Source organism: Halopenitus sp. POP-27 (assembly GCF_029889855.1).
Taxonomy (GTDB): domain Archaea; phylum Halobacteriota; class Halobacteria; order Halobacteriales; family Haloferacaceae; genus Halopenitus; species Halopenitus malekzadehii.
Genome location: NZ_JARANU010000001.1, coordinates 285,316 through 304,669, shown reverse-complemented (window position 1 = coordinate 304,669; position 19,354 = coordinate 285,316). Strand labels below are relative to the sequence as shown.

17 protein-coding genes, 1 tRNA gene and 1 pseudogene are annotated in these 19,354 nt (G+C 56.7%); 8 read left to right on the top strand and 11 right to left on the bottom strand.

Annotated features, from left to right (window positions below):
- Positions 1–86 precede the first annotated feature (86 nt).
- Both OQF70_RS01570 and OQF70_RS01565 read right to left on the bottom strand, forming a co-directional pair.
- On the bottom strand, positions 87–1,106 hold the full coding sequence (locus OQF70_RS01570) for a hypothetical protein (protein WP_280535460.1): 1,020 nt from the start codon (positions 1,104–1,106) through the stop codon (positions 87–89).
- Between the two features lie 167 nt (positions 1,107–1,273).
- Positions 1,274–2,362 carry a site-specific integrase gene (locus tag OQF70_RS01565; protein ID WP_280535459.1) on the bottom strand — a complete coding sequence of 363 codons (1,089 nt, stop codon included), beginning with the start codon at positions 2,360–2,362 and terminating at the stop codon, positions 1,274–1,276.
- 548 nt (positions 2,363–2,910) lie between these two features.
- On the opposite strand from OQF70_RS01565, the gene OQF70_RS01560 reads away from it, so the two are divergent.
- The 3 genes from OQF70_RS01560 to OQF70_RS01550 all read left to right on the top strand — a co-directional run bounded on the left by OQF70_RS01560 (position 2,911) and on the right by OQF70_RS01550 (position 4,441).
- Positions 2,911–3,114 (top strand): hypothetical protein, encoded by a 204-nt coding sequence (locus OQF70_RS01560; RefSeq protein WP_280535458.1) that lies wholly within the window; start codon positions 2,911–2,913, stop codon positions 3,112–3,114.
- Between the two features lie 608 nt (positions 3,115–3,722).
- Positions 3,723–3,998: a hypothetical protein gene (locus OQF70_RS01555; RefSeq protein ID WP_280535457.1), complete on the top strand. Its 276-nt coding sequence runs from the start codon at positions 3,723–3,725 to the stop codon at positions 3,996–3,998.
- Positions 3,995–4,441: a PIN domain-containing protein gene (locus OQF70_RS01550; RefSeq protein ID WP_280535456.1), complete on the top strand. Its 447-nt coding sequence runs from the start codon at positions 3,995–3,997 to the stop codon at positions 4,439–4,441. The genes OQF70_RS01555 and OQF70_RS01550 overlap by 4 nt, the downstream gene beginning before the upstream one ends.
- A 200-nt stretch (positions 4,442–4,641) precedes the next feature.
- Here the strand turns inward: OQF70_RS01550 and OQF70_RS01545 are convergent, their stop codons facing one another.
- The 3 genes from OQF70_RS01545 to OQF70_RS01535 form a co-directional block, all read right to left on the bottom strand.
- Positions 4,642–4,899: a type II toxin-antitoxin system HicA family toxin gene (locus OQF70_RS01545; RefSeq protein WP_280535455.1), complete on the bottom strand. Its 258-nt coding sequence runs from the start codon at positions 4,897–4,899 to the stop codon at positions 4,642–4,644.
- 2 nt (positions 4,900–4,901) lie between these two features.
- The gene (locus OQF70_RS01540; protein ID WP_280535454.1) at positions 4,902–5,177 is read right to left on the bottom strand and encodes a type II toxin-antitoxin system HicB family antitoxin; all 276 of its coding nucleotides are present in this window, start codon (positions 5,175–5,177) and stop codon (positions 4,902–4,904) included.
- A gap of 176 nt (positions 5,178–5,353) precedes the next feature.
- Positions 5,354–7,888, bottom strand: a complete 2,535-nt coding sequence (locus OQF70_RS01535; RefSeq protein ID WP_280535453.1) for a PAS domain S-box protein — start codon at positions 7,886–7,888, stop codon at positions 5,354–5,356.
- A 345-nt stretch (positions 7,889–8,233) separates the two neighbouring features.
- On the opposite strand from OQF70_RS01535, the gene OQF70_RS01530 reads away from it, so the two are divergent.
- On the top strand, positions 8,234–9,502 hold the full coding sequence (locus tag OQF70_RS01530; protein WP_280535452.1) for an AAA family ATPase: 1,269 nt from the start codon (positions 8,234–8,236) through the stop codon (positions 9,500–9,502).
- Position 9,503: 1 nt separating this feature from the next.
- Here OQF70_RS01530 and OQF70_RS01525 read toward each other — a convergent pair whose 3' ends face one another.
- The 4 genes from OQF70_RS01525 to OQF70_RS01510 all read right to left on the bottom strand — a co-directional run bounded on the left by OQF70_RS01525 (position 9,504) and on the right by OQF70_RS01510 (position 12,689).
- Positions 9,504–10,136 (bottom strand): IS6 family transposase, encoded by a 633-nt coding sequence (locus OQF70_RS01525; RefSeq protein ID WP_280535451.1) that lies wholly within the window; start codon positions 10,134–10,136, stop codon positions 9,504–9,506.
- A 62-nt stretch (positions 10,137–10,198) separates the two neighbouring features.
- Complete coding sequence (locus tag OQF70_RS01520; RefSeq protein ID WP_280535450.1) at positions 10,199–10,819, bottom strand: type II toxin-antitoxin system antitoxin SocA domain-containing protein; 621 nt, start codon at positions 10,817–10,819, stop codon at positions 10,199–10,201.
- A gap of 123 nt (positions 10,820–10,942) precedes the next feature.
- Positions 10,943–12,409, bottom strand: a complete 1,467-nt coding sequence (locus OQF70_RS01515; RefSeq protein ID WP_280535449.1) for a hypothetical protein — start codon at positions 12,407–12,409, stop codon at positions 10,943–10,945.
- A gap of 206 nt (positions 12,410–12,615) precedes the next feature.
- Positions 12,616–12,689: transfer RNA gene (locus tag OQF70_RS01510), tRNA-Val, on the bottom strand.
- Positions 12,690–12,750: 61 nt separating this feature from the next.
- Between OQF70_RS01510 and OQF70_RS01505 the strand changes: the two genes are divergently transcribed.
- From OQF70_RS01505 to OQF70_RS01495, 3 genes are all read left to right on the top strand, one after another.
- Positions 12,751–13,224 (top strand): DUF192 domain-containing protein, encoded by a 474-nt coding sequence (locus OQF70_RS01505; RefSeq protein WP_280535448.1) that lies wholly within the window; start codon positions 12,751–12,753, stop codon positions 13,222–13,224.
- 93 nt (positions 13,225–13,317) lie between these two features.
- Positions 13,318–15,330, top strand: coding sequence for an ABC transporter ATP-binding protein (locus OQF70_RS01500; RefSeq protein ID WP_280535447.1), 2,013 nt, complete (start codon positions 13,318–13,320; stop codon positions 15,328–15,330).
- Positions 15,331–15,864: 534 nt separating this feature from the next.
- Entirely contained in the window at positions 15,865–16,617 is a 753-nt protein-coding gene (locus OQF70_RS01495) for a creatininase family protein (protein ID WP_280535446.1), read from the top strand.
- A 197-nt stretch (positions 16,618–16,814) separates the two neighbouring features.
- Here the strand turns inward: OQF70_RS01495 and OQF70_RS01490 are convergent.
- Together OQF70_RS01490 and OQF70_RS01485 are read right to left on the bottom strand one after the other, a co-directional pair.
- Positions 16,815–17,210: pseudogene (locus OQF70_RS01490) on the bottom strand (DUF5790 family protein); the annotation flags it as partial.
- Positions 17,211–17,308: 98 nt separating this feature from the next.
- A complete protein-coding gene (locus OQF70_RS01485) occupies positions 17,309–17,863 on the bottom strand; it encodes a hypothetical protein (RefSeq protein WP_280535445.1) in 555 nt (184 codons plus the stop codon).
- A gap of 343 nt (positions 17,864–18,206) precedes the next feature.
- Here OQF70_RS01485 and OQF70_RS01480 point away from each other — a divergent pair, with 343 nt between their 5' ends.
- Positions 18,207–19,289 carry a sulfite exporter TauE/SafE family protein gene (locus OQF70_RS01480; protein ID WP_280535444.1) on the top strand — a complete coding sequence of 361 codons (1,083 nt, stop codon included), beginning with the start codon at positions 18,207–18,209 and terminating at the stop codon, positions 19,287–19,289.
- Positions 19,290–19,354: the final 65 nt, after the last annotated feature.

Sequence of the window (19,354 nt, the reverse complement as noted above, 5' to 3'; positions counted from 1 at the left end):
TCGCTCAGTACACACAGCCTCTGTACTTATTGAGCCACGTCAGAATCTATTAGCCATTAAGGATTTCAACAAAATCAGATCACTGACTACTCGTCAAATAGAGATTGTGCATTTTCTATGCTGAATATGTCTAGTAGCTCACTAAGTGCATTTCTTGCGTTCCTAATGGTACGTGGATACAAACCCTCCTTTGAGACTGTTTCTGTGTTTGCTTCATTACCAAGCACATCACCAATAGAAGGGGTTGGTGTAAACTGGATGAACGACCCGTTCGTCACAAATGCATCAATATGGTACTGTTCTCTCTGATCTTGCCACTCAAGCGCGACTTCGCATTCGAAACAAGCGTCTACGTTGCTGTACCGGCCAGACGATTGCGCCCAGTAGTCTTCAGCCCAGACCCAAATGTGGTCTATAAATATAGACCGGGATTGTTGTAGATCTAATTTATACTCAATTATTGGCATTCCGGATTGGGTCAATGTAATATCCTCGGGGGTATGATGACACTGACCTGCTCGTGATATTAGTGACTCTAGACATACACCAGTTTCATCAGGATATCTATCTGGAGTGTCAACGACATCTGTTCGTCTACTGAGAACGTCTCCGGGTGTGAATCCCCATTTTGTGAGTTGTTCTACTGACTCATTTGAAAGTTCAACATCCGAATTGGAGTTATCGAGAGACAGCGTTTGTTCGTTTAGTTTCAAGAGGCTCAGTAGTTCCTCAACCTGTTCTTCTGCTTGTCCGGAGTAGGAATCAATAAATGACCGAAGAGCTTCTATATCTGATTCAGATATAGTTGATTCTACGCTTGAGTCGCTAAAAGTCTCTTTTAGCTGGTCGTTTGAGAGGCTCTCAAGCTTGGAGGAGTTATTCTCTGTTTCAAGTAATCCTGCTTGGTACATCCGCCATGAAAGCTCTCCGGGAATACGGTCTCCCTCTGTGTGTGGAAGCCGACCAGGTTCATAATCAAGCTTATCAAACAGTTGATTCGCAGCCGGAATTGTTTGGAGGTTGAAATAGCTGCTACTCTGTGAGTGTCCACGAAGAAAATAGCCTGTTTTCTCGTTTGATGGTGCATATGTGTAGAGGTTTACCATACGCCAACAGTAATAATCGTCATATATGTTGGTTCTGCTTTGGTTTGTAAACCGGAACCAGTGAGAGTGATCATAACATTGTCGCCTGTTCAATACGCATATCCATCTTACGGCTGATTCAGGGCCGAAAGTATCGAATTAATTGGGATTTGAGAGGACGAGAAACGTTATTCGCTCGTATCCTCGTCCAGAGGCTGCCCTCCATCCGTCATCGCATATTGAGTAAGGTTGGCTTCGAGAGCCTCACGTCGACGGCGGGATTTCCGCTCCTCCGTTCGCTGGTCGTAGTGCTTGTCGAGAACCGGCACCGACACGTCGACACGATCGCTCAACAGCTCCTTCGGTACACCCTCATCCAACTGATTCATGATCGACCACTTCCGCATCGGGTGCGTACTGAAACTCGAGGGACACGCGGCCGCGTTCGAGTTTGGCGCCGCCTCACAGTCCGCCGGTGTTCGATCGTGCGGGCATTCGTTCGAGTAGCTACACGGTCTCGTCATCTTGTAGAAATCGCGGCGAATAGTCGTCGTCGACGGTCGTCCAGCCGACGTCGTGAAGAGCGGCTGGCGACCATATTTATCGACGACCTCGTGTCGTGAGTACTCGATATAGTCCTCAAGCGATCCCCGTAGTTTCTCCGAGATGTTGATGATGCGTTCCCCATCGGATCCGTTCTTGAGCGGCGTTCCGTACTCTTCACGACCTTCCGGACGGTGACGAAGGTGAATCGTCCGATCGTCCGGATCGAAATCGTCCAGATCGATGGCACGTACGGCACCCATACGAAGACCGATCTCGGCGATCAGCTCGAACTCGACGTGCTGTCTCGACGCGTACTCGAACTGGCGCCAATAGGATCGGATCCCCGCTACTGCATCGTTCTCGGGAACGAACTCGTTGACTTCCTCGTCCGGCGGGACGTTCGGTAGCGGCACACGCTCCGAAAGGTCGGCCTGGACCGCGTCGATGTCCTCGCAGAATTGGAGGAACACCCGGAGGATGGCGAGGTTCCCGTTGAGACTGAGCGTATTGAGCCCGGTCTTGGTCTTCCGCCACGTCTTGAACTTCATCAGGGTTCGACCGCTGACGTCGTTCATATTGTCGATATCGGCGTCGTCCGTCCAGTCGACGAACGTTCCGAGTGCCGATGCGTGCTTCCGTCGAGTCGCGGTTCGCAGGTCGTCAACTCGGTGTTCGAGATACCACTCAAGGGCGTCCTGCGGCGTGAGGGGTTTCAGTTCTCTCCTGGCCATCACGCGTTCCGATTCGGCCCGAGTATAAATACGGTCCAATTAATTGGGATTGGGGATCGGCTGGATTGGTCGCTCGAAGTCGCACTAATTGGTGATGAGACGAGTGTTCGGTTCCGTTTCCCGTCGTATTCCCTCGATGTCGCGCTAGCCACGTCTCTCGCGCGCTCGCGATTCAGACATTAACGTACTTCACCGAACCGAACCTCCATCATTCCGGGAACTCCGTCGCGGTAGTGTTGAGGGGGGTCTCCCCCGTATTGCCATTGATGGAACCCCGCGAATATGGCGGTGTTATCGCTACCCCGACGTCCATCGTTACTACTCTCAGGACTTCGACGATTGGCCGACTTCCACGACTGGTCGATCGGCGCTCCCGCGATTCACGAATTGGCAATCCCGGGATTGCCCACGGTAGCAATCAGGGGTTATTTGGACGTTCGACAGCGGTCTCAGGTATGGATCGGGATCTCGAGTTGCGAATCAAGGGTCATCTATACGAAATACGGTCCGTTAACGACGAGGTACTCGATACGAGGCAAGGGCTCCCGATGGCGGAGGACGGCTATCGCAAGACCCTCGAAAGCGTGGCCGACTGTTCGGGACCCGAATTCGTCGATCGAATCGCTGCGACGATCAAAGAGCACATTCGAGACCAGGCGGAACGCCCCCAGAACCGAACCGTGCGTCGGGATGCGCGGATGCTTTTGGCCGAAGAGGGGATCGTCGCCGACGAGTACCTCAACAGGGCGTAACTCCCCCCATCTCGATAGCAGCGTCACCCCCCGACTGATCTGGGTATCGGATCGTCATCGTAGCTATCGTCATCGTAGCTATCGTCGGTACAGCCCACGTACAACGGAGATATCTGGAGAGTTCTCCGGCTCACTACCGGATACTCTTCCCCGGGGGGAGGGGGGTGCGTCCGACAAGAGGCAGCAATGACGGAGGGAACGAAAACGAGCGTTGCATACGGAGACTCTATGGAGCAGCGACCACGACACCAGCACTCTCGAATTTAGCACCGCCGGACTCGCTCTCAGTCACGGTGATGTCCCACCCGTGGGCGTCGATCCCCTGCTTGATGATCGCCATCCCCCAATCCACTGCCAAGCGCCAGCAGATGGAGCGCTACTGGTGAGCAAGTCACTGTTGGGACGATGAAAGGAGAGGGGTATTTCGAATATACCACTCGACCTCGATCCCCGTCCGTCACGAGACGCCGTTATTCGTCACCGGCCCGACTGCGAAGATCAGCAAATCCACTCGGGGAGACGACCGTCGCGTGGACCGTACCGACTGCTCCCGCACCGGTACCCATCCAATCGAAACAGTAACCCAGTTGCATACTCAACTCACAACTATGGCAACCGCAGTCAAGATGGACGAGGAAACGAAGTCCAAGATCGAGGAGTTACAGGCGGAGATCAAGCTCAAGACGGGAGAGAAGGTCACCCAGCAGGAGATCCTGGAACGTCTCGTCGACTCGGCCATTCAGTCGCGCGCGGAATTCATCGATAGCTTTCGTGACGGCACGAACGCGCTGTCCGCGGACGAAATCGACCGGTTCAATGCAGGGATGATCTCCTCGGGTGTCGAAACTGACGAAGACGACATCGACGAGATCCTCTACGGATGAGTGTCTTCGTGGATACGGGTGTGTTCTATGCCCACCACGACGTCGACGCGAGCCGGCACGATGTCGCTACGAACGCACTCACGGAAGTCCTCCGATCCGCCGAGTACGGCCACGTTATGACGAGTGATTATATCTACGACGAATCCGTGACGCTCACGTACCGCCGTACTGGTCGAATGAATGACGCGATCGAGCTCGGTCGGCGTATTCGTGGTGTTGATCCCTATCCGGCTGGCATCGACCTCCTTTATGTATCACAGTCGATCTTCAGCGAAGCAGTCGAGCTATTCGAGCAGTACGCCGAACACGGTCTCAGCTTCACGGATGTGATGACCGTTGCCGTTGTCGAGCACCACGGTATTGATGCCGTACTCAGTTTTGACGACGACTTCGACGGTCTCGTCGATCGAGTAGCTCCCGCGTCGATCCGGACATCCGAGTAGTACCATTGCTCTTTCGGGACCCGCTCCTCGAAAAATCTGGAGGAAAAAGCCGACTCCGTCGTCTTCGACGGCTCCGTCGGTGAATCCTCGCTCATAACGTTCGCTCGCGGATGCTCAAGAAGCAGGTCTCGAAGGCCGGTGATTCGTGTCTTTCCCTGAAACAACCCCGTAAGAAGAGCTCTCTGACACTCTTTTCATACCTACGCGTTTTCGTCGATCCATTCGCAGAATGCCTCGAAGTTCTCCGCACCGGCGTCGTCGGCAATATCATGGAGCGTTCCGATGCTGATCGAATCGTGAGCCGGGACAGTCACGGTACGAGGTGCGGTATTCTCGTGGCTTTCCGGCGGGTCCCATCGGAGAATCAGATGGTCCCCCGTGGTGCGGACGTGCCGAAAGCCACCAACGTTGACGAGCACCTTGTACACGTCTTCACCGGAGAAAACCCGCGTTACCATCGCTACTGCAAGACATCGGGGAGTTCATCGCTCTGAGACCGAGCGACGTCGGGATCGACGCCGAGATCACGTATCTCGTCGTCGGTTGGAGGCCGCCCACCGTTGTCTTCCACCGCCTCTACGACGGCGTCAAGATTGTCGAGTGCTACGTCCCGGCTCTCGCCCTGTGCAGTCACTCCGACACGGAGATCACGAGCTGTCCACTGGCCGTCCGGATTCTTCAACAAACGGATCTCTCGGTCAGGGAGGTCCGAATCGCCGGGGTCAGCTCGTGCCATATGTGCTGGTACTTCACCGAAACGCAAAACGCTTCGGGAGATTCACCATCCCGAACGGACTATTCGAATCTGGTTCCGATGGGAGAGTTGACGTCGACTACGACTCTCCCGGGGGGAGGGGGGTGCGTCCGACAAACGGCGTAATGAAGGAGTGCACGGACTATTCTACGCAGATCTCAAGTATCAGTCCACTTCAGACCGGTAATCTCGAACCGTGCGCCGCCGTCGGGGCCGTCAGTCACGCCAATATCCCAACCGTGAGCTTGCGCCACCTGTTTGACGATACTCAGTCCGAACCCAGTCCCGTCCTCTGTGGTAGAGTACCCCGCCTTGAACACGTCGTCACGCTCGTCTTCGGGAATCCCGGGACCGTTGTCTTCCACATAAAATCCATCGGCTACTGTTCCGAGGGTGACGGTTAGGTTCTCGCCGCCGTGTTCGACTGCGTTCCGCATAAGATTTTCAAGGAGTTGCTGGAGACGACTCCGATCTGCCTGAATGCGCCGGTCAATATCCATCACAAGTGTCGCTTCAGCGGTGGCAACGTTCGCCCAGCAGATCTCGGTGAGGCGTGCGAGATCGATCCGTTCAGTGTCACCGACTGTTTCACCTTCCCGTGCCAGTGTCAGGAGATCATCGATCAAGGCGTCCATGCGTTCGTGTGCACGGGCAATATCGTCAAGATGCTCGCTGTCGCACTCCTCGCGGGCTAACTCCAGTCGTCCTTCGGCGACATTCAACGGATTTCGGAGATCGTGGCTGACTATCGACGCAAATTGCTCCAATTGTTTCTCGCGTTGCTTGCGGTCCGAAATATCCCGACCGATACTCAGAATTGCCGTTTCTCCCTTGTAGGTAACCAGACTTGAACTGATTTCGACCGGGATCTGCTCGCCGTCTTTTGTCACCCGTTTCGTCTCGAACACCTGAATTTCATCTTCCGGCATACCCTCGATGAGGGCTGTAATGTCGTCGTTATCAAGACCACCATCAATATCGTGAGGTCGCATCGACAAGAGTTCCTCTCTCGTATAGCCGGTTCGCCTCACAGCTACGTCATTAACCGCGAGAAACTCAGTGTCGGTATTGATGACCCAGGCCGCGTCGTTCATACCGTTGAACAAGGCCTCATACTCCTCTCGGGCTTGCGTCAGCTCTTTTTCACGCTCCTTGGAGGCGGTAATATCGTGAACCGCGCCACGGAGTGTCACGACATCGCCATTTTCGATGGTTGGTTCGCCGAGAATTCGGAACTCGCGGATCTCACCATCCGGTCGCTGAAATCGTGCTTCCACATCAAAGGGCTCTCCAGCCGCAATGGCCTCATTTACGGCGTTCTCAACACGTGGTCGATCCGCTTCGAGGTACACGTCCAGTGCCTCGTCCAGCGGGGGTTCCTCGCCGTATTCCACGCCAAGCATCTCGAACAGGTGGTCGGTCCAAAACACGGCTTCCGTCTCGGGATCGATTTCCCAGCCACCGACATCAGCAATCTGTTCGGTCTGATTGAGAAGATCGACCGTCCGTTCATACTCCTGTTCACGCTCTTTCTCCACGGTCACGTCCTGCTGGAATCCGACGTAGTGAGTGACCTCGCTATCGTCACCGTACACTGGTGCAATCGAAACGCGATTCCAGAACTCGGTGCCATCTTGCCGATAGTTCCGGAGTTCGACGGTTACGGGCTCTTCGTTATCAATCGCCTCCCTCATCCGGACAACCGGCTCAGGGCTTGTGTGTTCACCCTGAAGGAAGCGACAGTTGGAGCCGAGTGCGTCTTCTTCAGTGTATCCCGTTATCTCCGTGAAGCGGTCGTTGACGTAGCTGAGTGGGTTGTCGTCTTGAGAGGGGTCACTGATGGTGATGCCGACGGGCGCAGCGTCCATCGCTCGGTCTTTGCGTTCGAGTTCGGCTTGTCGTTCCCTGCGGTCGGTGATGTCACGGGCGATACTCACGACACCCTCTATGGTGCCGTCCACCCGTAATGGCGTCAATCGATATTCCAATACTGCGTAGCCGTGACCGGGGAAGTCACCGTCGAGTTCACCCCGGATTTCACGTCTCTCACCAACCAGTAGTTCGTGATATGGATCGCCATCTGCGTGCTCACGAATCTGTGGGATGAGTGTACTTTGCTTGCCCTCAAGATCCTCTGGAGTGGCGTTGTACCACTCAGCCAGATACTCATTAACGAGTTCGAATCGGCCCTCAGAATTGTAGATACAGGCGGCTTCATGCATCGAGTTAATCATCTGCTTGTAACGCCGCAATTCTCGATTGCGCTCGGTGAGGGCCTGTTTGGAACGGAATTGCTCGACAGCATTTCTGACACGGTTCGCCAGAACGGTGTACTGGTCTGTCCCACTCCCTTTCTGAAGATAATCAGTAACCCCCGCGGAGATGGCCTCACTGGCGATTTCCTCAGAACCTTTCCCAGTGAAGAGAATAAATGGGAGATCGGGAGACTCGTTGCGGATTGCTTTGAGGAATTCGATGCCGTTCTGGCCTGGCATATCGTGATCGGAGATGATACAATCGAACGCAGTCTCGGTAAATCGATCCAGCCCGTCGCTGGCACTCGTTACGGTTTCGACGGTGAGTTGACTATCCTCCCGTTCAAGGAATGTCGCAGCCAAGCCTGCGAACTCTGGCTCGTCATCTACATGAAGGACGCGAATTCTATCAGTTGTCCGACTCAACGTCTTCCCCATACTTCGGTTCTAACGCTCACAGCGGTTAAGTATGTTAGGTAATAACATACAAATAGATATCGATAAAAACGAGTCTGCAAGATACGCGCCCTACATCCTGCACGGTTATTTCAAACGTCCGTAATCGGTCACTTTCGAGTATGAGGACTTCTGCGAACTCCTCCGAGTAGAGGAAGCTACGTTATGCAGTGTCTTGCTGGACGCACCCCCCTCCCCGGGTAACGTACTCTCGAGATCACTCCGGGTCCAAGTCTCCAAACTCTTTCTGGACGATCCCCCGTTACCAAGACAGAAAGACATCTCGGACGCGGGGGTTTTATCAATACGGTCTGTGAACGGGAGCGTATGAAGGCGTTCGGCGACGAGGAGACCATATTCGAGGATATGGACGTCCTCAATCCCAACGAGCAGACGTACCAGCCGGAGTCGCTGCCGGAGCGCGAGGTCGAACTCGACCAGATCCACTCTGCACTTCGACCGGCGACGATGGGATCGACCCCGCTCAACCTGATCGTGTACGGGCAATCCGGTCAGGGGAAAACCGTGGGTATCCGACTCAAGACCGACCAGCTCCAGGAATACGCCGACGACTCGGATATGGATCTCACCGTCGTCCACGTTCGCTGCAAGGGGATGGATGGGTCCTACCACGTCCTGACGCACCTCGTCAAACGACTTCGGGAGAAGCGCTTCGGTCCCGGCGAGGAACTCCCGAGCGGGCATCAGCGGAAGACCCTTCTCAATATGGTGCTCGAGAACCTGGAGGAGATCGGCGGGACGGTGATCGTCGTCCTCGACGAGATCGACGCCATCGGCGACGACGACTACATCCTCTACGAGCTTCCGCGGTCGAACCCGGACGGGGTTCGACTCTCGCTGATCGGCATCACGAACGACCTCCAGTTCCGGGAGAACCTCGACGCCGACGTCCGGTCAAGCCTCGGCGAGGACGAGGTTCGGTTCGAACCGTACGACGCGAATCAGCTCCGCGACATCCTCGCACGGCGTGCCGTCGGTGCCCTCCGCGACACGTCCTTTGCGGACGGGATCGAGGACCACCAGCACCTCCAAAGCGGGGTCCTTAGCGACGACACGATCCCGCTTGCCGCGGCGTTGGGTGCACAGGACACGGGCGATGCTCGCGAGGCGATCCGACTGCTGTTCCGGGCGACCCGGTTTGCCGACGACAGAGGGGAAACGACCGTCACCGAGGAGCACGTCCGCGCGGCGCGGGATTTCCTCGAGACGAAGGCCATCGAATCCGGCATTCAGACGCTCCCGAACCAGCGAATGCTCGCGCTGATGGCGGTCACGTATCACGGGATACACGGCGACACGCCCGTGGCGACGACGTCGATCTACAGTCAGTACAAGACGTTCTGCGAGTACGAGGACGTGAACGCCCTCTCGAATCGGCGATTCCGCGATCGACTCAACGATCTCGCCGACACGAACGTGCTCACCAAGCGGCAGGGGAGAGGTCGTGGCGACGAGAACCGGTACTCGCTCGCCGTCGATCTCGAGACGGCACTCGAAAACCTCCCGACGGAATCCGAACGCCTCGGGGACGTGGCGACGGTTCTCCGGGAACAGGGCGCGGTGTCGCGGTGTTAACTTAAGCATAATTCCACCAGACCGCGTGGGCTTGTAACCACGTTTCCGCGGTCGGTGGGTCGACGTGGCTGAAATAGTTTGAAAACGAAGAATTTCTCCGTTGTATTTCACGAAAGACACGTTCAACTGCGTTTCTGAAGCCGTGGATTTCGACGCGGAAGCTGAGATTTTCACGTCGAAGCGCTCCTTTGAGATTGTCGGCGTCATCGACGAGAAACAGCGCATCTTCAACGTCGTGTTTCTCAGCTACTTCGATCAGAAATTCTCGACCGATCGGAATCGTATACGTTGGAAACAGTCGAGAATGGAGTATTCTGTTGGTTTCCGGATCGACAGCAGCGTACAGCCAGTACTGTTCGGAATTGATCCGGATCGCTTTCTGATCGACAGCAACGCGATCCGGACTTTCACCGTCAGCTGGCTGTAGATCAGCCTTGTGAACCCAGTTATGAACCGCCGTTCGGCTCCGATCGACACCCAAATCCTCAAGAAGAATAACTGTATTCGAAAGTGAGAGTCCTGCAAGGTGGTGGCGAATACCCGTTTCAATGATCTCGCGGGGTGTCCGCTCTCGCTCCACAAAACCCAAGTCGATCCACTCGGTAGACTCGCTGAGGCGGTCGGTTTCGGCCATAGGAATCTGAAACTCTGACCGCCTCATCCTTAACTTAACACGACGGATTCAACAAAGCGGAACTATATCTTGTAGAATCCGCCATCAGTAACTAATCTGTTTTCGTCTCCTGGTAGAGGTGCATTCTCATCGAAGAAAGTTAGTTGCGACAAATCGTTCGGTGAATTTTCGAGCTGGTTTCTCCAAGACTGATCCTCTTGGATATCAAACTTCTCGGCAAGAAATTTGCGGTACTCAGCAAAGCTCATTGTATTACCTTCATCCAGCTTTTTGAAGAGCCAGGTGTCTTTGCTTAACTGAGCAAGATCATCTGTTTCTCTATTTTTGGTTATTTGATGAACTTTTGCGATTATCTGTCTCTTTTCGATAGATATATCGTCACTTGAAACGCCATAATTCATATATCGCTTCGTTTTGTTCCCATGTCTTCGGACAGTTTTAACTGGCAAATTCATCTCTTCGAGTATCCGTCGAACCGTATCCGAAAAACTCCCATAGAAGTAGGGTTTGAAATTTGCTTTGGTAATTCGAACCCCATAGTTTTCTATTGAGTACAGTTCAGTATAGTAGACCAGCTTTTGAATGCGGATCTCGAAGAGATACTTATACTTGCTGAGGAATTCTCTGATAACTTCCTTAAGTTCATGAACGTCTTCCTCAGACAGATTGTATTCGATGGGCATATTGATGTTCCGGGATTAGCCGATTACTCTATGTTATACTAACGTCTCTCTACTTGAAATTCAGTCCGCTCTAGTGATAAATCTGGCTCCTAATAGTTAACTCGTATTAATATTCGTAGTGGATTATTCGCGGTCGACAACCTCATTAAATTCGGCAATGAGATACTCTATATAATTCTGTTTATATGACTTTGCAGCTAAAAAGTAGAGCACTGTTGAAATTATTAATAAAAGAACAGCTGTTCCCGAGACATCACCAAGTTGTTGGAATGCAACTAATTCTAAATTGGATGTTTGTGTTAATTTTGAGCCAGAATTAACGTAGAAACCTGGTCGATACATATCAACTATAGTGTATACAATAGTAATTGCGTTCAATATCGTAAATTCAACTAGTTCAGCAATTTCTTTCCATACCATTGATGGTGTTTCTGACTCTGAAACTGAAAAAATCATACATACATATATTAATACCCATAGAAAGTTGTATATTCGAACACTAGGGATCCGATCCCAGAGGCTTTGTTGTGTCAGTTTAGCTCCGATCTTCTGTAGAATTACTGAAAATAATAACATTAGAAGTGCTGCGATCACGGTATGAGCTACTGGTGATTGCTGGATTTGTGCTATCCAGTGGGTAGTATCATTGGTTATCTCCCTATTGTTATTGTATATGAATACAGCTCCATAAAAAACAGAGAGGATTCCCAACACTACCCACATACTTCTACAAAATGAATAACGAGCTTGGAAACTGTTCGCTCGAGTAGAGTTGTCTATCTGAAGTCGAGTTGTAATTACTGTGTAAATTGATTTGTAGTCGTTAATAGTCTCTTTACTACGAACGTTCATATCATAGTTATCTTCAACAGCTTCAGCAAAACGTCGATAGTGAAAATTAGGATCTCCATAGGGTTCATATTCTGGTTTAATATTCCCTCGGAGTTTTCTAGCAAACAGATCTCGGTGCGGAACTAATCCAAGTTCCACTACGTTAATTCTCCGGATTATCCAAGAATAAATTCCAGAGGTTAGTCCTGAAGGACTCAGATTCTTTGATACATCAAGGTCCCCAGATTCTAACTCAAAGTAATTCATTAATCGGCTCCAGTATATTAAAACATAGCTAGTAGATTGTATCAGCTGCTTTTTTCTAGTATTGTAGCTGTCTGAGCTAGATATATTGTCACTATTAATTTGGCCCTCAGTAATTACTGAATCATCTTGGTCTTTTTCTTGTCTTTCTGATGTATGTGATTCCGGAGATGCGACATAATTATACATCCCTTTGAGATCTTCGATAAATTGTACAAACCGATCTTTGGTTCCGATTATGAATTCTTCGAAAAAAGCAACAAATCGTTCAATCTGTATCGCTAAACTGTGTACTGCTTCTCCAAAAATCACACCTACTGCGAGACTAGTAATTGCTAACACTGCGAAATTTCGGACGGATAGACCGTCAGAAGAAAACACAAGTGAGCTGTTAGCTGGAAACAATCCAATAATCCCAACAAATAATACAAATCCCGGTATCGCTTTCCCGAAGAAATCGTAGGCATCGAAAAGATTTGAGAGTGGGGAATTCATTATTTATGTCACAGAAGACATTCTATTTCAAACCCACGACGTCGGTAGGCTTATGCACCTTACTGAGTTGATCCATACCAATCTGATTGATCACATACCCATAGTACGTCCTCCGAACTTCCAGATTCGAACCTCAGCCGCTCCCGCTACCTGCTTCGAACCCGCCCCGCCAGTCCTGCGGCTCACCGTTCAGTTCGCCGCAGACATGGGCTTGGGCGGGTTCGAACCGCCGACCTCAGCCTTGTAAAGGCCGCGTCATAACCAGCTAGACCACAAGCCCGTACTGTTTCGATCGCTCCCGGAGCGGAAAACGGTTTCTTTCCGCGCCACGAACCCCGCCCGTGAACCGCCGTCTCATCGCCATCGTCCTGGTCCTCGTCGCCGCCGCTCTCGGACTGCTCGTCGTCGATCTCTGGCAGCCCGACGACGACTACGACCGAACCACGGTCGAGATCGAGGACGCGGAGACCGGCGATCGCCTGGCGACCGTCGACGCCCGGATCGCCGACACGTTCGACAAACGCTACACCGGGCTCTCCGAGACCGAGTCGCTCGATCCGAACGAGGGGATGCTGTTCACCTACGACGACCCCGGCAACCGGACCTACGTGATGCGGAACATGTCCTTCGCCATCGACATCGTCTTCATCGACGCCGACGGGACCATCACGACGGCCTACTCGGCCGAGCCCGAGGCGGAACCCTACACGGGGTACGACGGTCACGGCCAGTACGTCCTGGAGGTCCGGTACGGTTACCTCGAGGAGCACGGGATCGAGGTCGGCGATCGTGTCGTGATCGACGACTCGCTGTGATCGCCTCCGCCGACCGCTATGATCGCCCGGCGCGACTCGGTATACCCCTCCGAAGCGAAGCCTCTTTGCCGGGACGCCGGTAGGGTGATCCGAATGAGCGCCCCGGAGTGGGAGGACGACGATCCCTTCGAGGACCAGCGGGAGGCGGTCGAGAACCCGATGAAGCGGCTGTTTCGCGAGTACGGCTGGACTTATCGCCGGCACGCGATCGTGGGGATCCTCGCGAGCGTGGTCGCGCGGCTCGCGGACCTCCTGCCCCCGTTGATGCTCGGGATCGCCGTCGACGTCATCTTCGTCACGCCCGCCCAGCGCGAGGCGGGCGAGGTGCCGGCCTTCGCCGAGCAGATCCCGCTCGTCCTCCTGCCTGAGGCGTGGCTGCCGACCGTGCAGTTCGCACAGTTCCGGTTCATCGTCGCGGTCGTGGCCGGCGCGTTCCTCTTCGGAGCCGGGTTCCACTGGCTCCGCAATCGGGGGTTCAACGCCTTCGCCCAGCACGTGCAACACGACGTCCGGACCGACACCTACGATCGGATGCAGCGGTTGAACATGACCTTCTTCGCCGACAAGCAGACCGGCGAGATGCTGTCGGTGCTCTCGAACGACGTCAATCGCCTCGAGCGCTTCCTCAACGACGGAATGAACTCGCTGTTCCGGCTGGCGGTGATGGTGCTCGGGATCGGCGGGATCCTCCTGTGGATCAACCCGCAGCTGGCGGTCGTCGCGCTCGCGCCGGTCCCGATCATCGCCGGCTTCACCTATCTGTTCGTGCGGACGATCCAGCCGAAATACGCTGCCGTGCGGTCGACGGTCGGCAAGCTGAACTCCCGGCTCGAGAACAACCTCGGCGGCATCCAGGTGATCAAGTCCGCGACGACCGAGGGCTACGAGTCCGACCGCGTCGACGACGTCTCCGGCGAGTACTTCGACGCCAACTGGGACGCCATCGAGACGCGGATCACCTTCTTCCCGGCGCTCCGACTGATCGCCGGGATCGGCTTCGTGATCACCTTCATCGTCGGCGGCCTGTGGGTCTTTCAGGGGCCGCCGGGGCCCTTCTCGGGTGACCTTTCGCCGGGGATGTTCGTCGTCTTCATCCTCTATACGCAGCGGTTCATCTGGCCGATGGCGCAATTCGGACAGATCATCAACATGTACCAGCGCGCCCGCGCCTCCGCCGCCCGCGTCTTCGGGCTGATGGACGAGCCCTCCCGGCTCGGCGAGAACCCCGACGCCGACGAGCTCGTCGTCGAGGAGGGCCGCGTCGAGTACGACGACGTCACCTTCGGGTACGACGCGGAGCCGACCGTCTCGGACGTCGACTTCACAGTTGCGGGCGGCGAGACGCTCGCGCTCGTGGGCCCGACCGGCGCCGGGAAGTCGACCGTACTCAAGCTCCTGCTCCGGATGTACGACGTCGACGAGGGCGCCATCCGGATCGACGGCCAGGACGTTCGGGACGTCACGCTCCCGTCGCTCCGGCGGTCGATCGGCTACGTCGGCCAGTCCTCGTATCTCTTTTACGGGACGGTTCGCGAGAACATCACCTACGGCACCTTCGACGCCAGCGACGAGGCGGTCGTCGAGGCCGCGAAGGCCGCCGAGGCGCACTCATTCATCGAGAACCTGCCGGACGGCTACGACACGATGGTCGGCGAGCGCGGCGTGAAGCTCTCGGGCGGCCAGCGCCAGCGGCTCACGATCGCCCGCGCCGTCCTCGCGGACCCGGAGATCCTCGTCCTCGACGAGGCCACCTCCGACGTCGACACCGAGACGGAGATGCTGATCCAGCGCTCGCTGGACCGGCTGACGACCGACCGCACCACCTTCGCGATCGCCCACCGGCTCTCGACGATCAAGGACGCCGACACGATCCTCGTGTTGGAGGGCGGTGAGATCGTCGAGCGCGGAACCCACGAGGAGCTGCTCGAGACCGACGGGCTCTACGCGAACCTCTGGGGCGTCCAGGCCGGCGAGATCGACGACCTCCCGCAGGAGTTCATCGAACGCGCCACCGAGCGAACCGCGGCGATCGACGCCGACGAGGCGGCCGCGGCCGACGGGACGTCCGCGACCGAGACCGATGCGGAGGCCGGCAACGACGACTGACGGTTCCGGGATGCAGTCTGTGACTCCTCGCTATAGAGACTCGAGGAGACCACCTGCGGCGAATTCCCGCAAAGTGGCGGCGTCCGTGGTTGCAAACCTGACACACCCACCGTTCGGGATTCCTCTGCCTTCAGGCGGAGGAGGATGTCAATCGGAGGCTTTCATCGTCAATCCAACGGAGCGATACGCCCGATAGAGACGAATTATCCAGACCCACGCGATAACGGACAGGACTAACAGAACCGTTATTTGGACACTGGATTCCGTAACTGTGTTCGTTAGTAATTGAACGATAAGAATGGCTGGATAGAGGGCAAAAAACAGAGCAAGAACCAACCCGACCCCTTTCAGATACGTGAACAGGTTTTGTTCCACTTTTCGGGATAACTCAAGGTCGACCAAGTATCTTCGGTTGGTACTCACATACGCTGTCTTGAGCGGCTCCCAAGGACTAACTGTTCTATACCGCCCCGTTTGGTGTTCGTATTCTCGGAAATGTGTTGAATAAAGACCCCGGCCCCCCTGGATCCCGATATGCACCTCTCGGATTCGACCTGGACCGACGTCCGCGACGCGACGATCGACGCGGCGCTCGTTCCGGTCGGTAGCACCGAACAGCACGGCCCGCACGCGCCGCTTGGAACCGATGCGCTCACGGCCGCCGCCGTCGCGACCAAGACGGCGGATCGATACGCCACGGCGGAGTCTCGCTCCGGCGACCTCCTCGTGGCGCCGACGATCCCGGTCGGGATCGCCGAGGAGCACCGTGGCTTCGACGGGACGCTGTGGGTGTCACCGGACACCTTCCGCGCGTACGTCCGCGAGACGGCCGCCTCGCTGGTCCATCACGGGATCGACCGCGTCGTGTTCGTGAACGGTCACGGTGGCAACGTCGACGCCCTCGCGGAGGTTGCCCGCCGGTTCTCCCGCGATCCGGACCACGGCGGCTACGCGGTCGCGTTCACCTGGTTCGAGGCGGTCGGTGAGCACACCGGCGATATGGGCCACGGCGGTCCCCTCGAGACGGCGCTCCTCCGGGCGACCCACCCGGACCTCGTTCGTGAGGACCGGATCGCGGCCGCGGCGGCCGACGCGGCCGACCGCTGGGGCAAGTGGGTCGCCGGCGTCAACCTGGAGCACGATTCCGACGCGTTCACCGCCAACGGCGTCGTCGGCGATCCGCGGGAGGGCGACCGCGAGCGCGGCGAGCGCCTGCTCGACCTCGCGAGCGAGTCGCTCGTGGAGCTCGCGGCGGCGGTCGTCGACCGCGACCTCGACGTCGACTGATCGATATCGCCTGACCGGCGTTCCTGATCGACGCTCGTCCGACGTGCCGTCCGAGCGACCGTGGAGCGCTACTCCTCGGCTTCTTCGGCCTCGGCCGCGTCCGCCTCCTCGGCGTCGGCGTTCGCGTCCGTGTCCGCGTCCGCCTCCTCGGCGTCGGCGTTCGCGTCCGTGTCCGCGTCCGCGTCGGCCACCGAGGCTTCGTTCGCTGCCGCGTCCTGGAGCGCGTCGCGGATGGCGGGGACCGTGCCGGTGAGGTCGCCGACGTCCTCGGCGGCGTCCTCGAGGTCGGTGATCAGGTCGGCCAGGTCGTCGATCGCCGCCTCGAGATCCTCGGCGTCCTCGAAGGCGTCCGCGCGCTCGCCGAGCACGTAGGCCTTCTTCGCCTGCCGGAGATGGTCGGTTGCCTCGCCGGCGTCAAGGGCCGATTTGAGGCCGTTGAGTACGCCCAGCACGTTCTCAGCCTCCGTCTCCCAGATCGAGTCGAGGTCGGGAAGTTCGGCGCGTGCCGCCTCCAGGTGGCTCTCGACCTCCGCGCGCGTTTCGGCGGCTGCTTCGCCGAACAGGTCGTCGTCGTCGAACGTCGACTGGCTCATACGTACCGATTCACCCCGTCACCCTTTAAAGGCGACCCCGAAAGCGGAAGTGAAACGCGCGACGGGACGGAGGGTACGGCCACATCGATCGATGCCGATCACTTCGGCTTCGCTTTCGTCGTGGGCGCTGGCTCGGCCACCTCGACGACGTGATCCACGGTGACGGGATCCGATCCCGGGTCGGTCGCAAGCGTGGTGTGATCGAGGACGAACAGATACTCGCCGCGGTCGAGCTCGACGGTCACCTCGGTTTCCCGGACCCCGGTCCGGCTGTACGCCGACGCGATCGGCACGTCACGGGCGCCGTCGACGTACGCGTCGTAGGCGTCCCGCTCGAGGACGAGACAGTCGACCGGCGTCGACCCCTGGACGGTCACCTCGTAGTGGAGAACGTCCCCGCGTGCAGTCGGCGCGTTCGTGATCGCGATCGCCGTGAACTCGCCCGGCTGCAGCGTCGGCGCTCCCGTGGACCGGAACGTTCGGACTGCTCGTCGATTGTCGGCCGGGTAGTCGTCGCCGTGATCCGGAACGCCGTCACCGTCCGTATCCGGCGCGGGCGTCGGCGTCGCTCGGTCGCCGCCGGACAGACAGCCGCCGAGCACGATCGAGCCGAGGGCTCCGAGGAGGGCGCGGCGTGAGGTCCGTCTCCGCATATCTCTCGGGTTAGCTCGGTTGCTTATAAATGCGGTCCTCGCCGAGCACGCTCTCCGCCGACGAATCACGACGACGTCTCCGGACCGCAGCACGACGGATACTCGACCAACGTGGCTCCCTCACCGTGCCCGAGTTCGCTGAGCGGCCGTTCCAGTCGCCGCGAGTCGATGGTGTGCTCCGTTGAATGTGTTATAAATTGACACAACGTGTATGCTGAATACAGGTCCGAGTTTGTTACACCGGGACACACGGTATCCTGGAATTTTACACGAATCATCGAGACACATACTATGAAAGAAAACGTATTTCTGTCAGAATTCCCGACCGTAGCGCTAACTCGCAATGAGCACGTCCTCGCCGTCAGATACTGTCCAGAAGACCTTCCTCAAGTATCAGCACGTGTTTGTGTTCCTCGCCCCGCTGCTGTTCGTGGTGAGTGTGTATTTCGTGGCTCCGACGGAAGCGTCGGGACTGAGCTACTGGCTGGAGTACTGGTGGCTCTTCTTCGCCTTCCTCGTCGGCGCTACCATCGTCAATACGGTCGGTATCAGCGGATCCGCACTCTTCGTCCCGTTCCTCATCTTCCTGTTCCCGCTCATCGCCGGTGAGACACTCACGCCCGAGACGCTCGTGAAGGTCGGGCTCATCAGCGAGTCGTTCGGCCTCTCCAGTTCCGCGCTCGCGTTCATTCAGTACGGATTGGTTGACCGACGTCTCGCGCTCACACTGGTCGCGGGTGGGGTGCCCTTCGTCGTCGCCGGCGCGCTGCTCTCCTTTGTCATCCCCGCGCCGGTGTTTCACCTCATGCTCGGACTGGCGCTGATAGCTGCCTCGTATCTCCTGTTTAAGGCTGATTTGGGCCATGAGGAGCCCGGTGAGACCGACACCGGAGCAGAGCTTTCGGCTGACGGCGGTTCGATGCCAAACGACGCTGACAAACTCGGTCCGGCCGGTGTCGAGATGGACACGCACGGTACCGTCACACGGGTTGACCGCGACGGCAACGACTACAGCTACTCCCACGGGGGGTATCTCGAACGCTTCGGCAACTACAGCGTCGGCGGCGTGTTTCAGGGACTCGCTGGCTTCGGGATCGGCGAACTGGGCATCATCTCGATGCTTCGGACCGAGGTACCGGTGAGAGTCGCCATCGGCACCAACCACATCGTCGTCGCGCTGACCGCGGTGCTGGCGTCACTGGTCCACGTCTTCGGCGGTCAGTACGTCCCCGGCGGCCACAGTATGAGCCTCGCGTCAACTCCGTGGAATATGGTCGTCTGGACGGTCCCGGCGACGGTCACCGGCGGCCAGATCGCGCCGTACATTTCAGCGACGCTGGACACGAGTCTCATCAAGGAGGGCGTCGGCGTGCTCTTTGCGATCATCGCCGTCGCGCTGTTCGTGATGGCGGCCGGTGGCTTCTAGGTCGGCGAGCGTCCTTCGATCGACAATCCGTGCGGACGTCACCGGAGCCCCCGAGCATATTTATT